Annotated in this window: 15 protein-coding genes and 1 other RNA gene; 3 read left to right on the top strand and 13 right to left on the bottom strand. The window is 59.5% G+C overall.

The window, feature by feature from the left end:
- Positions 1-339: 339 nt before the first annotated feature.
- Positions 340-699: RNase P RNA component class A (gene rnpB / locus AC1RQI_RS09185), an RNA gene on the bottom strand.
- A gap of 40 nt (positions 700-739) precedes the next feature.
- Positions 740-1,594 carry a 16S rRNA (cytidine(1402)-2'-O)-methyltransferase gene (gene rsmI / locus AC1RQI_RS09180; RefSeq protein ID WP_481904523.1) on the bottom strand — a complete coding sequence of 285 codons (855 nt, stop codon included), beginning with the start codon at positions 1,592-1,594 and terminating at the stop codon, positions 740-742.
- Positions 1,595-1,674: 80 nt separating this feature from the next.
- Between rsmI and AC1RQI_RS09175 the strand changes: the two genes are divergently transcribed.
- Genes AC1RQI_RS09175 through AC1RQI_RS09165 form a run of 3 tightly spaced genes read left to right on the top strand, consistent with a single transcriptional unit; the run spans position 1,675 to position 4,492 of the window.
- Complete coding sequence (locus tag AC1RQI_RS09175) at positions 1,675-3,507, top strand: penicillin-binding protein activator (RefSeq protein WP_481904522.1); 1,833 nt, start codon at positions 1,675-1,677, stop codon at positions 3,505-3,507.
- Between the two features lie 29 nt (positions 3,508-3,536).
- A complete protein-coding gene (locus tag AC1RQI_RS09170) occupies positions 3,537-3,902 on the top strand; it encodes a YraN family protein (protein ID WP_481904521.1) in 366 nt (121 codons plus the stop codon).
- Positions 3,899-4,492 (top strand): SIS domain-containing protein, encoded by a 594-nt coding sequence (locus tag AC1RQI_RS09165; protein WP_416633782.1) that lies wholly within the window; start codon positions 3,899-3,901, stop codon positions 4,490-4,492. The genes AC1RQI_RS09170 and AC1RQI_RS09165 overlap by 4 nt, the downstream gene beginning before the upstream one ends.
- 6 nt (positions 4,493-4,498) lie before the next feature.
- On the opposite strand, the gene AC1RQI_RS09160 is transcribed toward AC1RQI_RS09165, so the two are convergent.
- From AC1RQI_RS09160 to AC1RQI_RS09110, 11 genes are all read right to left on the bottom strand, one after another.
- Positions 4,499-4,921 (bottom strand): ClpXP protease specificity-enhancing factor, encoded by a 423-nt coding sequence (locus AC1RQI_RS09160; RefSeq protein WP_481904520.1) that lies wholly within the window; start codon positions 4,919-4,921, stop codon positions 4,499-4,501.
- Positions 4,922-4,957: 36 nt separating this feature from the next.
- The gene (locus AC1RQI_RS09155) at positions 4,958-5,584 is read right to left on the bottom strand and encodes a glutathione S-transferase N-terminal domain-containing protein (RefSeq protein ID WP_481904519.1); all 627 of its coding nucleotides are present in this window, start codon (positions 5,582-5,584) and stop codon (positions 4,958-4,960) included.
- Positions 5,585-5,684: 100 nt separating this feature from the next.
- Positions 5,685-6,440 carry a cytochrome c1 gene (locus AC1RQI_RS09150; RefSeq protein ID WP_481904518.1) on the bottom strand — a complete coding sequence of 252 codons (756 nt, stop codon included), beginning with the start codon at positions 6,438-6,440 and terminating at the stop codon, positions 5,685-5,687.
- Positions 6,437-7,672 (bottom strand): cytochrome b, encoded by a 1,236-nt coding sequence (locus AC1RQI_RS09145; RefSeq protein WP_481904517.1) that lies wholly within the window; start codon positions 7,670-7,672, stop codon positions 6,437-6,439. The genes AC1RQI_RS09150 and AC1RQI_RS09145 overlap by 4 nt, the downstream gene beginning before the upstream one ends.
- Entirely contained in the window at positions 7,669-8,268 is a 600-nt protein-coding gene (gene petA / locus AC1RQI_RS09140; RefSeq protein WP_416633776.1) for a ubiquinol-cytochrome c reductase iron-sulfur subunit, read from the bottom strand. Before petA ends, AC1RQI_RS09145 begins: the two co-directional genes overlap by 4 nt.
- Before the next feature lie 208 nt (positions 8,269-8,476).
- On the bottom strand, positions 8,477-8,869 hold the full coding sequence (gene rpsI / locus AC1RQI_RS09135; protein ID WP_416633775.1) for a 30S ribosomal protein S9: 393 nt from the start codon (positions 8,867-8,869) through the stop codon (positions 8,477-8,479).
- A 13-nt stretch (positions 8,870-8,882) separates the two neighbouring features.
- Entirely contained in the window at positions 8,883-9,311 is a 429-nt protein-coding gene (gene rplM, locus AC1RQI_RS09130) for a 50S ribosomal protein L13 (protein ID WP_077528635.1), read from the bottom strand.
- A gap of 160 nt (positions 9,312-9,471) precedes the next feature.
- A complete protein-coding gene (locus AC1RQI_RS09125) occupies positions 9,472-10,290 on the bottom strand; it encodes a TatD family hydrolase (protein WP_481904516.1) in 819 nt (272 codons plus the stop codon).
- Positions 10,259-11,839 (bottom strand): peptide chain release factor 3, encoded by a 1,581-nt coding sequence (gene prfC / locus AC1RQI_RS09120; RefSeq protein ID WP_481904515.1) that lies wholly within the window; start codon positions 11,837-11,839, stop codon positions 10,259-10,261. Before prfC ends, AC1RQI_RS09125 begins: the two co-directional genes overlap by 32 nt.
- Before the next feature lie 59 nt (positions 11,840-11,898).
- Positions 11,899-12,402 (bottom strand): ribosomal protein S18-alanine N-acetyltransferase, encoded by a 504-nt coding sequence (gene rimI, locus AC1RQI_RS09115; RefSeq protein WP_481904514.1) that lies wholly within the window; start codon positions 12,400-12,402, stop codon positions 11,899-11,901.
- Positions 12,399-13,145, bottom strand: a complete 747-nt coding sequence (locus AC1RQI_RS09110; RefSeq protein ID WP_481904513.1) for a hypothetical protein — start codon at positions 13,143-13,145, stop codon at positions 12,399-12,401. Before AC1RQI_RS09110 ends, rimI begins: the two co-directional genes overlap by 4 nt.
- Positions 13,146-13,260: the final 115 nt, after the last annotated feature.

Raw genomic sequence — 13,260 nt, 5'->3', positions numbered from 1 at the left:
GATCACCACTTGACCCACTGTCACCACCCAAAACCCACAAGACACCACCTGATGCCACTATTTACCACTTGGCGACACTATAAGAAGACTCCCGGGGCAATGCAAGAAACCCCAGGCCGCCTGGAAGGTCCAAAAATGCAGCTGTGCCAGTGATTTAGGAGAGGATGCAATGAACGGAAGGTAACGCGAAGGTAACAAATGCCGCCTTTTCAGAAACCTGGAGACACCTCCAAGAATCTGGATCAAGATCAAGATTTTTTTGCTATAAGAAATGAAGAAATCGAAAAACGAAAAAATAAGGAGGGAGGCCCGGGGCTTCCTTCACGGAAGCGCCGGGCCTATACGAGCCCGCCTGTAAGCCGGGTTCTGTCAGGTGCAGTCATTCCTCTGGGATCTGCGTCACCGCAGACCTCAAGCAGCCTACCCGAGTCCGGTGCGGGCCACACCCTTGGACTCCTATTTGGCCTTGCTCCGAGTGGGGTTTACCGTCGCCGTGGACTGTTGCCAGCCACGCGGTGCGCTCTTACCGCACCTTTTCACCCTTGCCGGCGGCCCTGAGGCCGCTTAGGCGGTTTCCTTTCTGCTGCACTTTCCGTCGGCTCGCGCCGCCCAGGCGTTACCTGGCACTCCGCCCTGTGGAGCCCGGACTTTCCTCCCTTCCCGTGTCAGAACGGGAACAGCGACTGCATAGCGGACTCAGCATGCAAACTAACGGCTCCAGCTCCGTTTTACAAGGCCTTTATTCCTGCCCCTGAAGCCCCAGCGCCCGCTGATAAAGGCCACTGCGCCCCTGCCCGGTGATCCGTGCCGCCATACGCGCCGCATCACTCACACTCAGGCGGGTCATCAACTCCGAAAGCAGATGGTCGGAGTCCACGTCCAGCCCGGAGACCTCGACCCCTGTCCCGGAAACCACCAGCACAAACTCGCCTTTCAGCGGGATGGCGCCCTCGGCTACCCAGTCAACAAGCTCGGCCACGGTGCCGTAAACCGACTGTTCATGGGCCTTGGTCAGCTCTCTCGCTACGGTGGCCGTACGCTCGCCACCAAAAGCCGTCACCATATCCGCCAGGGTACCCGCAACCCGCCGGGGTGACTCGTAGAACACCATGGTACGGGCCTCGCGAGCCAGCGCCTCCAGCGCCCGCCGGCGGCCGGCCGGCTTTGGAGGCAGGAACCCCTCGAAGACAAAACGGTCCGTCGGCACGCCTGCCACCGCCAACGCCGCGGTCACCGCACAGGCACCGGGCACCGTCACCAGTGGCAGCCCCTGCTGCCGCGCAGCCCGGACCAACGCGAAGCCCGGATCAGAAACCAAGGGGGTTCCCGCATCCGACACCAACGCCAGCGTCTCGCCTCTGCCCAGCCACGCCAATACCTGATCCAGCTGACGTTCCTCATTGTGTTCGTGAACCGCCGTGAGCGTTTTGCTCAGCTCCAGGTGATCCAACAGCCGCAGCGTCTGGCGGGTATCCTCGGCAAGCACCCGATCCACCCCCGCAAGCACCCAGGCTGCGCGCGTACTGATATCCCCCAGATTGCCGATGGGTGTTGCCACGACATAAAGGGTTCCTTTCTGTAAAGTCTCGGCCATGCTCAGACTGCCATTACCTGTTAGAATCGTTGCGTTTCGATAACGTCAAACCACCTGCGACAACGCCAGCCGAGACGCCCATGACAATCCGTTCGCCGGTCCTGACTGTTTGCCTGCTGCTGTTCATCGCCGGCTGCGCCGTGGAGCCCCCTTCCGCGCCCGAGCAGCAGCCCACCACGATCCAGGGGCTGCTCAGTGCCGCCTCGGAAACCAATGATGCCAGCCTTCGCCAACAATATCAGCTCAAGGCGGCACAGATGCTTCAGGCCAAGGGGGCATTCGTCAGCGCCCGCTCGCTGCTGAAAGCGCTGGACGCGAAGCAACTGGCGACCGATTCCAGAAACCAGTACCTCTGGCTGCGCAGCCGTGACCTCGTTAAACGAGGCGACTCGAACGAAGCGCGGGCGATGGCCGAACACCTGGATCCGCGGCTGCCCCTGCGACTGCCACCGGAAAACCGGCGTAGCGCTTTCGCGGCCACGGCGGGCGTTTTTGACCTCGCGGACCACGCCCTGCTCAGCGCCCGGACCCTGATCCTCTGGAGCGCAAGCGACGTCCGTGCGCCGGAATCGCCCAATGAGCGCATCTGGCGTACCCTGCGCAGGGTCTCCCGCTCCGAACTCAAATCCATGAACCAGCCCAACCTGGACGAGCAAACCCGGGGTTGGCTGGAACTCGCGCTCCGGCTGAAGGCTTACGAGCGCCATGAAGTGGAAGCCCGCTCGCGAGCCATCAGGGAATGGGAACAGGACTGGCCGGATCATCCCGCGGCGGCCCCCCTCCCCGGGGAACTCGCCCTGTTGCGTGAACTGGAGGCATTGCGTCCGGATTCAATAGCGCTCGCCCTGCCATTGAGCGGCCCTCTCGCGGGCGCGGGCGAGGCCGTACGCGAAGGGTTTCTAGCGGCCTACTACCAGGACCTGGCCGATCCGGAACGCGCCACCCCGGCCGTCAGTCTCCATGACACCCATGGCTCCACATTCAGCAGCCTCTATGCGGAGCTGCGCCGGAAAAATCCGGATCTTGTGGTTGGCCCGCTCCGCAAGCAACCGGTTCAGCAGCTGACATCACAGCCGGCGCTGCCGGTCCCGGTACTTGCTCTCAACTACCATCGCGGAGCAGAGACAACCCCGGATAACCTTTTCCAGTTCGGACTGGGCAGCGAGGATGAGATGCGCGCTATCGTCCAGCGCCTGAAACAGGATGGCCACGAGCATGTGCTTGCGTTCCTGCCAGAAGGAGACTGGGGAGTGCGGATGGAGAAGGCGCTTCGCCAGGCAGCGGATGAGTATTCAATCAACCTCCTGGAAGCCTTGCCCTATGCCGAGGAGAGCAACCTGAATCAGGTAGTGGCAGACGGCTTCCGCATTAATCGCAGCCGCCGCCGCGCGAATGCCCTGATGCGACTGACCGGCACGACCATGCATTTTGAACCGCGCCGCCGCCAGGACATGGATGCCATCATACTCCTGGCTTCTCCGGAGAAAGCGCGCCGGATCAATCCGCTTTTCGCGTTCTATTTCGGAGGCAACCTGCCGGTTTATGGCAGCTCTCTGCTGTATCGAGGCATGCCGGACCAGGCAAGAGACAGTGACCTGAATGGCGTCCGCTTCACGGATATTCCCTGGGTTGTGGGTGAAGCGCCTGAGGAACGCACCACCCTGCATTCGCTGTTCCCGGAGCTGGCGGAACAATATGATCGGCTCTTCGCACTGGGCTTTGACAGTTACCGTCTGACCCACCAGCTTCAATTGCTCAACGAAATCCAGTCATATCGGGTCGACGGCGTTACGGGTACCATTCGTAACGCCGGCAACGGCAGTTTTGAGCGGATCCCTGAATGGGCGATTTTCCGTCAGGGCAAGCCAGAACCACTTGCGGAACCGGATGCCAAAACTGACGTTAACCAGTAACCCCGCAAGGCACAGGGAGCAGGACACGGATGGACAGGCGCAGACAGGGACAGGATGCGGAACGAGCAGCAGCTGACTATCTGGAATCCGAGGGAATGCGGATACTGGAGCGCAACTTCACCTGCCGAGCCGGTGAGATCGACCTGATCGGGGACGACGGCGATTCACTCGCCTTTATCGAGGTCCGTGCCCGCCGCGAAGCAGCACTTGTGGACGGGGCCACCTCCGTGGACGAACGCAAGCAACGCAAGCTCATCCGGGCCGCCCGGTTCTACCTGCACCGTTACGGCCTGGACAACTGCTTCTGCCGTTTCGACATGATCGGCGTCACGATCACCGAAGCACACGGCTACAAATTCGAATGGATCACCAACGCTTTTGATGCGACACGATGAGTGACACAGAACAACGCTTTAACCAGCATATTGCCACCCACATGGAATGCATCGGTGAAACCGCCAGCATTGTGGCGCCTGTACTGGGCCAGGCGGCCGAAGCGATCGTGGAAACCCTGCTGAGCGAACGCCAGGTTCTGGTATGTGGCAGCGGCAAGGCCAATGCCTTTGCGCAGTATTTTGCCAGCTGCATGCTGGCCTATCACGAAACGGAACGACCGGCCCTGCCCGTGGTCAACCTGGGCTCCGATGCCACCACACTAGCGGCCATTGGCCTCAACAACCGACTCCAGGAAGTATTTTCGCGTCAGATCCAGGCCCTGGGGCATGAAGGGGATTCACTACTGCTTCTTACTGATGACGGTAACCGCTCAAGCCTGATCCAGGCCCTACAGGCCGCTCACGACCGCGGCATCCGCGTCATTGCGGTAACCGGTCGCTCGGAAACGGATATCCACGCCCTGTTTAACGAAGAGGACATCGATATCACCCTTCCGGACGTCGGAACCGCCTGCACTGCCGAGCTCATGGTCGTCATCCTTAACGCCCTATGCGCCGAGGTCGAGGCCTGCCTGTTCAGCGATGGCTGACGCCAGCTACTTCACAACCTTGAGGTTGGGGCGTTTGGAGTTGGTTTCCCCGCCACTGTCGCTGTCATTGTCCTGATCCACCTCGTCTTCCGAGGGGCCGTCCGGCGGCTCCGGATCACCCGGCTCCTGCCCAAAGACCATTCCCTGCCCGTTTTCCCGGGCGTAAATGGCCATCACCGCATAGGCCGGAACATAGATGCTGACCGGCACACCGCCGAAACGCGCGGTAAAGGAGACCGCATCATCTCCAAGCACCAACTCCTTAACCGCGGACGGACTGATGTTGAGAACGATCTGGCCATTCGACACATAATCCGCTGGCACCTGCACGCCATTCATGCCCGCATCCACAACCAGGTGGGGCGTCGCACCATTATCCAGGATCCAATCATTCAGTGCCCGGATCAGATAGGGTCGACTTGATCTCATTAATTGCTCTCCGGTCTTGCCCGATCCGCCTCGGGATCAGGTTCGCATGTCCTCTTCAGTGTCGGAAAGGCTGGCCTTAAAGCCCCGACGCTCGAAAAGCCGCTCCATATACTGCTCCAGCGGTTTAATCCCCTTCTCCGGAAGCTCAATGCCAAGTGCCGGAAGCCGCCAGAGCACAGGCCCGATACAGCAATCCACAATCGTGAACTCTTCACTGAGGAAGAACGGCATTTCCTGAAACAACGGGGCTGCCCCCACAAGGCTTTCACGCAACTCCTTCCGTGCCCGCGCCGCGTCACTGGCCTTCCCGGCCTCTATCCGGTCCACCAGCGAACACCAGTCCCGCTCCACACGCCATCTCATCAACCGGCTATGAGCCCGCGCCACCGGGTAAACCGGCAACAACGGCGGGTGCGGGAAGCGTTCATCCAGATACTCCATGATGACATTGGGCTCGTAAAGCACCAGATCCCGATCCACCAGTGTCGGCAGCGCGTTGTAGGGGTTCAGGTCGGCAAGTTCCGCGGGAGGGTTGGACGGCTCGACATTGAGCACGTCAGCGGTCACCCCTTTCTCCGCCAGCACGATCCGTACCCGGTGACTGTAATGGCTCTGCGGGTCGGAAAAGAGCGTCATCGATGACCTTTTGGTCACAGCAGCCATAGCGTTACCCCATGATGTCGCCAGTCGGGAAGAAGGGACTGAACATAGAAGGCCCGGTACAGGGTACCGGGCGCTGGAGGAAGGATTATACCGGATTCCCTCAGTGGATGTCTTTCCAGTATTCGCGGTTCAGCAGGTACGCAAAGATAAAGAAGACACCAATCCAGATCAGAACGTAAACACCAATGCGTTTACGATCCATCAATGCGGGCTCACCCAGATAGACCAGGAAATTCGTCAGGTCGTACATGGCCCGATCGAATTCCTTCGGTTCCATGCTGCCTTCGATGGCCCAGTCATCACAGATTTCATCGCCAACTACTTCACCCGTGGACGGATCCACTTCCGGCTCTCTCCCGAGATGGGGCTCCTCCGCACAGAGACCGCCCTGATTGACCATCACATGAGGCATCCCCACTTTGTCGAACACGACGTTGTTGACCCCGTGCGGGCGGCTCTCATCCTTGTAGAAACCCCGCAGATAGGAATAGAGCCAGTCCGGGCCGTTGACGCGCGCCGTCAGTGTCAGGTCCGGCGGTGCCTTACCAAACCAGGACGCCGCCTCTTCATCAGGCATGGCGTTGTGCATCAACTCGCCGAAACGAGCCTCAGTAAAGATCAGGTTCTCCTCATAGAGTTCCTTAGGAATACCGAGATCTTTTGCCACGCGCTTGTAGCGGGAATAGTCCGCCGAGTGGCACCCCATGCAGTAGTTGGTGAAAATCTGGGCACCGCGCTGGAGTGAGGCCTGATCGCCCAGATCCGGCTCCATGTGATCAAGATGCGCGCCACCCCCGGACCCCATGGCGAGGGTCGGAATGCTTATAGCCAATAGTAACGTCAGAAGCTGTCTCATTTGGATGTCACCCTCTCCGGAACCGGTTTTGTGGTCTCCATCCGCGTGTAGAACGGCATGAGGATGAAGAAACCGAAGTAGATGGCGGTACCGATCTGCGCCAACAACGTCTTCGTTGGTGTTGCCGGTTCGGCGCCCAGGTAGCCGAGCATCACGAAGCTCGCGGCGAACAGAGCCAGTGCACCACGGCTGAACCAGCCCTTGTAACGCATTGACCGTACCGGGCTCCGGTCAAGCCACGGCAGCACAAAGAGAATCGCAATCGCAGCCCCCATAACGACAACCCCCCAGAACTGTGAGGACAGCCCCAACAGGTTGAAGGTGATCGCCCGCAGCATTGCGTAGAAGGGCGTAAAGTACCAGACAGGCGCGATGTGATCCGGCGTCTGCAGCGGATCCGCCTCCTGGAAGTTGGGCTTCTCAATGAAGTAGCCACCCATTTCCGGGAAGTAGAAGACAACAATGGCGAACACGGCCAGAAAGACGGCTATCGGCACCAGGTCATGGACGGTGTAGTAGGGATGGAACGGAATACCGTCTTTTGGAATCCCGTTCTTATCCTTGTTCTTCTTGATGTCGACGCCATCCGGGTTGTTGGAGCCCACTTCGTGCAGCGCCAGGATGTGCAGAATCACCAGTCCGATAAGAACCATGGGAAGCGCCACAACGTGCAGCGCGAAGAACCGGTGCAGTGTTGCGCCCGAGATCAGGTAGTCGCCCCGGATCCACAGCGCCAGGTCTTCACCGATGCCGGGAATCGCGCTGAACAGGTTGATGATCACCTGCGCCCCCCAGTACGACATCTGGCCCCAGGGCAGGACATAGCCCATGAAGGCTTCCGCCATAAGGATCAGGTAGATCGCCATGCCGAAGATCCAGATCAGCTCACGCGGCTTCTGGTAGGACCCATACATGAGACCGCGGAACATATGCAGATACACCACGATGAAGAACATGGAGGCACCCGTGGAGTGCATATACCGCAAGAGCCAGCCGTAGTTCACGTCACGCATGATGTATTCCACGGAGGCGAACGCGCCCTCGGCGGTCGGCGTGTACATCATGGCGAGCCAGATGCCGGTTAGGAGCTGGTTCACCAGAACCAGCATCGAAAGAACGCCGAACGCATACCAGATATTGAAGTTCTTCGGCGCGTAGTACTTGCTCATGTGGCGCTCAAACGCGTCCACAATCGGCAGCCTATCATCGACCCACTGCATCAGTTTATTCATGCCGCATCCTCCGGATCGAGGCCAATGGCGATGGTCTGACCGTCATCCTCAAAACGGTATGGGGGAACCACCAGATTCTTGGGAGCGGGGACACCGGTGAAAACCCGACCCGCGAGGTCAAACTTGGAACCGTGGCAGGCACAGAAAAAGCCGCCGGGCCAATCTTCGCCGAGCCCCTCAGCGCCCTCAGTGGGACGATAGCTGGGCGAACACCCCAGGTGCGTGCAGATGCCGACAACCACCAGGAATTCAGGCTTGATGGAACGATGATGGCCTTCGATGTAGGCCGGCTGTTGAGGCGCCTCCGACTCCGGATCTTCCAGGCGGTCCGAAATGCCATCAAGGTTCTCCAGCATCTCCGGTGATCGCCTCACGACCCACACCGGCTTGCCGCGCCACTCAACGGTTACCCGCTGACCAACGTCTATCTTGGAAATGTTCAACCTGCGTGGCGCCCCAGCGGCCTCGGCTTTGGCACTGGGCCACCACGAACTGACAAACGGCACCGCGGCTCCAACAGCCCCGACGCCACCAACAACCGTCGTTGCGCCCACCAGAAAGCGCCGCCGACCGTGGTTCACGTCGCCATTGTTCATACTGGCCTTCTCCCATTAAGCGTTCGCGTGCCGAGGAGGTCTTCCGGCACACTCGGTTGGCTCCTGATTCGGTCGCGATCAACCCGGATCAAAACGACCAAATGTTATTTAATTCAGTCACCGCTTACAAGTTTGCAACCTTCCTAAGCCCGACACAAAAAGGCCCGATCTGCAAATCGGGCCTTCAGGGGCTGCCGTCGGAGGCGGCTTAGCGCTTGGAGTACTGCGGCCGTTTGCGCGCCTTGCGAAGACCGACTTTCTTCCGTTCAACCGCGCGATCATCACGCGTGACGTAGCCGGCACGGCGCAGCGCCGGGCGCAGCGTGTCGTCATAATCCATCAACGCTCGCGTGAGACCATGACGGACCGCACCGGCCTGACCACTGGAACCACCACCGCTGACGGTGATCTTGATGTCGAACCGGTCTTCGGCCTCAGCAACCACCAGGGGCTGCTTGACGATCATCCGAAGGGTATCACGACCGAAGAACTGCTCCAGGGATTGCCCGTTAACTTCGATGTTGCCGCTGCCGGGCTTGATAAAGACCCGCGCGGAAGACGTCTTGCGACGACCGGTACCGTAGTTGTAAGTAGCTGACATAATCGCCTTCCGTTTAAATCTCGAGTTGCTGGGGCTGCTGTGCGGCGTGCGGATGCTCATCGCCAGCATAGACTTTGAGCTTCCGGAACATGGCACGGCCCAGCGGACCACGCGGCAGCATGCCCTTCACCGAATACTCGATGACGCGTTCGGGATGACGCTGGATCATCTCCTCGAAGTTCATCGAACGCAACCCACCCGGGTAACCGGTGTGGCGATAGTAGTGCTTCTGCGTACTCTTTCTACCCGTTACTCGCACTTTCTCCGCGTTGATGACCACAATGTAGTCGCCCGTGTCCACATGGGGTGTAAATTCCGGTTTATGCTTGCCCCGAAGACGACGGGCAATTTCCGTTGAAAGACGCCCCAGCGTCTTGTCAGCCGCATCCACCACGAACCAGTCGCGTGTAACGCTTTCCGGTTTTGCACTCTGAGTTTTCATGAATCCCGCCTTGAATCAATAAGCCATGACGCCACGTCCCGCCAGGGCCGCGACGTGTAATCACAACCAGGTATCGAACGGGTCCGCATCGGGGCTGGGCTGCGGATCCCGCCAAAAGCCAGGTGCGGCATTATACCGGAGGACCCCCGCCCTGCAAACCCTAAACACCCAATCGGTGCCTAAACAACCGCCGGGTATTGAACAACAGTGCCTCCACGACGCTATCGCGGGGCTCCTCCCGGAGCGCACAAAGCGCATCCAGGATGCGGGGCAGATTCAGTGGCGAATTGCCCTCGCGCGGAACTCCTTCCGGGGGCAGCCCCGGCGCGTCTGTTTCCAGAACCAGGGCCTCAAGAGGCAGGCGGGCCATAACACGACACGTCTTCCGCGCTCGGGAATAGGTGATAACACCGCTCACCCCAATGAAAGCGCCCTGGCGTACCAGGGCTTTTGCCTGTTCCGGCGAACCGCTGAACCCATGCATCAGAAAAGGCAGTGTAAAACGGTGCTTTCGCAGCAGTGACAGCACCGTGTCATGAGTGCCCACACTATGAATCAGTAACGGTTGCCTGTAGCACTCAGCCAGCTCAATCTGTGCCTCAAAAATCCGCTTCTGCTGCTCCAGTGGCGCGCCCTGCTTCAGATCCAGGCCACACTCGCCGATCGCCACAACATTGTGGTTCGACCCCAGGAGCCGTTCCATATGCGCCAATGCCTCGTCCCCAAACTGGGCTGCCCACCACGGGTGGAGCCCTAGCCCGGGGGCCAGCATCGAATGGGTTCGGGCCAGCTCAAGAATCGCCTGCCAGCCTTCCGGCACCGTTCCCGGCACAACGAGCCGCTGGATACCTGTTTGCCAGCAATCAACCAGAAGCTGTTCCCGGATGCCTTCAAAGCAGGGGAAGTCAATATGGCAATGGGCATCAATCAGTCCGGGAACCGGGGCGTCAGCGCTCCTTGGTCTTGTGGAAGGCCACATCCGGATAACGCTCCTGCACCAACTGGAGGTTGACCATGGTCGGGGCGATGTAGGTCAGGTTATCGCTACCATCCAACGCCAGATTGTCCTGGTTCTTGCGCTCGAACTCTTCAAGCTTCTTCGGGTCCTCACAGGTAATCCAGCGCGCTGTCGCCACATTGATCGGCTCATAGACAGCATCCACACCATACTCGTTCTTGAGGCGCGCCACCACCACGTCGAACTGCAGCGTACCCACGGCTCCCACGATCAGGTCATTATTCCGCACCGGCCTGAATACCTGCACCGCCCCTTCCTCGGAGAGCTGGATCAGTCCCTTCTGGAGCTGCTTGGCTTTCATCGGGTCACGCAGCTGGATCCGCCGGAACAACTCCGGCGCGAAGTTCGGAATGCCGGTAAAGCGGTCCTTTTCACCCTCGGTGAACGTATCCCCAAGCTGGATGGTACCGTGATTGTGCAACCCGATGATGTCACCGGCGACCGCGTCATCTGCCCGGTCGCGGTCCCCTGCCATGAAGGTGAGCGCGTCACTGATCCGGACATCCTTGCCAATACGGGCATGATGGATCTTCATGCCCTGCTGATAGCGCCCAGAAACAATCCTTAGAAACGCGATGCGATCCCGGTGCTTGGGATCCATGTTCGCCTGGATCTTGAAGACAAATCCGGAAAACTTATCCTCGGTCGCCTCGACCGTGCGCTGGGTCAGCTCCCGGGGCTGAGGAGAGGGGGCCCATGTAACGAGGCCATCCAGCATATGGTCGACACCGAAGTTCCCCAATGCTGTACCAAAGTAGACCGGCGTAAGCTCGCCTCTGAGAAAGGCATTGAGATCGAACTCATGGGAAGCGCCTTTCACGAGCTCGATTTCCTCACGCAATGCCTCGGCATGGGTTCCGATCACCTCATCCAGCTCGGGATTATTCAGCCCCGCGATGACCCTGCTGTCCTGGATCCGGTGGCCCTGGCCGGACTCGTACAGGATCACCTCGTCGCGAAGCAGGTGATAGACGCCCTGGAATTGCTTGCCCATCCCGATCGGCCATGTGATGGGGGCGCACGCTATATTCAGAACGTCTTCAACCTCATCCATGAGCTCAACGGGATCCCGAACATCCCTGTCCAGCTTGTTCATGAAGGTGAGTATGGGCGTATCCCGCAAACGGGTGACTTCCATGAGCTTGATGGTCCGTTCTTCAACGCCTTTCGCGGCATCAATCACCATCAAGCAGGAATCCACTGCCGTGAGCGTCCGATAGGTATCCTCGGAGAAGTCCGCGTGGCCGGGTGTATCCAGCAGGTTCACCAGAGAATCGCCATAAGGGAACTGCATGACAGAGGTGGTCACGGAAATCCCGCGCTGTTTCTCCATCTCCATCCAGTCCGACTTTGCGTGCTGGCCGGACTTTTTGCCTTTGACCGTGCCCGCCCGTTGCAGGGCATTGCCAAACAGGAGGACTTTTTCGGTTATGGTTGTCTTACCCGCATCCGGGTGAGAAATGATGGCGAAGGTACGGCGTTTACGGACTTCCTCGGTTAGATCGCTCATGGCGTCGGGCCTGTTTCCTATCTGATACGCAACGGCGAAAGGATGACGATTGTACCAGCTCAGTGATCGCTCGCACGAACCACGGCAAGCGAGAGCCCCATGACATGAGCGGCCTCGGTCCCAGTGGCGGTCCGGTAATAACCCGGGCGGGTGCCGCGATGTTCAAACCCTTCACTGGCATAAAGTTCACGGGCCGCACGGTTCGATTCCCGAACCTCAAGCGTCAGTGTGGCCACCCCTTCCCGTTGCATGGTTGCGAGCCAATACCGGAGGAGGCAACGCCCAACCCCATGACGCTGGAATTGACGGTGAATACAGATATTCATCAGGTGCCCTTCGCCCAGCATACGCCAATCGATCAGGAACCCCACAAGTTCCCCACCATACCAAGCGCCAAGAAATCGGTATTCAGGGCCAGTACAGGACAGGTACTGAGCTTCCGTCCAAGGGTACTCGGCTCCATCGCGTTCCAGTGGGATCATCGCCGCAACGTCCGAGGTATCCAGAGCCGTGATCTCGATCTGGTCCTGCGCCAAAGAGCGCCCCGTGAATCCGGCACTCATAGGCTCTTCTCCGCCTCCACGAGGGGTTTCAGGCGTTTCCAGAGGGTCGGCTTGGTGGCGGGATCGGATAGCAGATCTCCGAGCGTCTGTCTCGCTGACAGTGCCACGACATGCCCCTGACCTTGCAGGGGGGGAACCAAAGCCTCATCAAGCACGTCGCCTAGAACCAGCCACTTGCCCGACGTCGACGCTCGGGCCAATCGGTCCACCACCCGGTCAAAGGCGTCCTCCTCACTACCCGGCAGCTCCGGATTTTCAAACGGCGGCCAACGCAGGACTTCGCCCTCGCCCACGGGGCCGGCCTGTATCGCCTTCAGAATATTCCGTCCCAGCCGGTTCCGCGATTCATAGGGAAAGTCGCCTGTGACTGCCGCCACCAAGCTGAACCGTTGGCCATGCCAGATCATGGCATTAAAGGCCGTTTTGATACCCTCAGCCTGATGATCGGAAGGGGTTGGGCCACTGTCTTCAACAACAGGAGACGCTGCCCCCTCTTCCCCGGATGACAGAGCTTCCCGCACCACTTCCAGGGACACCCCCTGGGTTCCACCATCCGCGATCGAGCGCGGGGGCTCACCCGAGCTATTGCTATCCGGTCGTTTAACAGCATCAGCAGGGTCGGAGGCTGCCGGCGGGCATTCGGGCGACGGAGCTGCGCCCGGCAGGGGCCAGCGTGCACACCACGGATCAATGCCCAGGGCGGTCAGGTAATAGCGGCGTAAACGTTCTTCCATGGAAGCCATTATACACACACAAAAAAAAGCCCCGACACGCTGTGTGACGGGGCTTGGGTGTAGGAGCCTGACGATGACCTACTCTCGCATGGGAGACCCACACTACCATCGGCGCTGAGTGGTT

The sequence above is a fragment of the Salicola sp. AFF1 genome, assembly GCF_056783195.1.
Note: the sequence above shows the minus strand (reverse complement) of the source record. Positions and strands in the feature narration are given on the sequence as shown.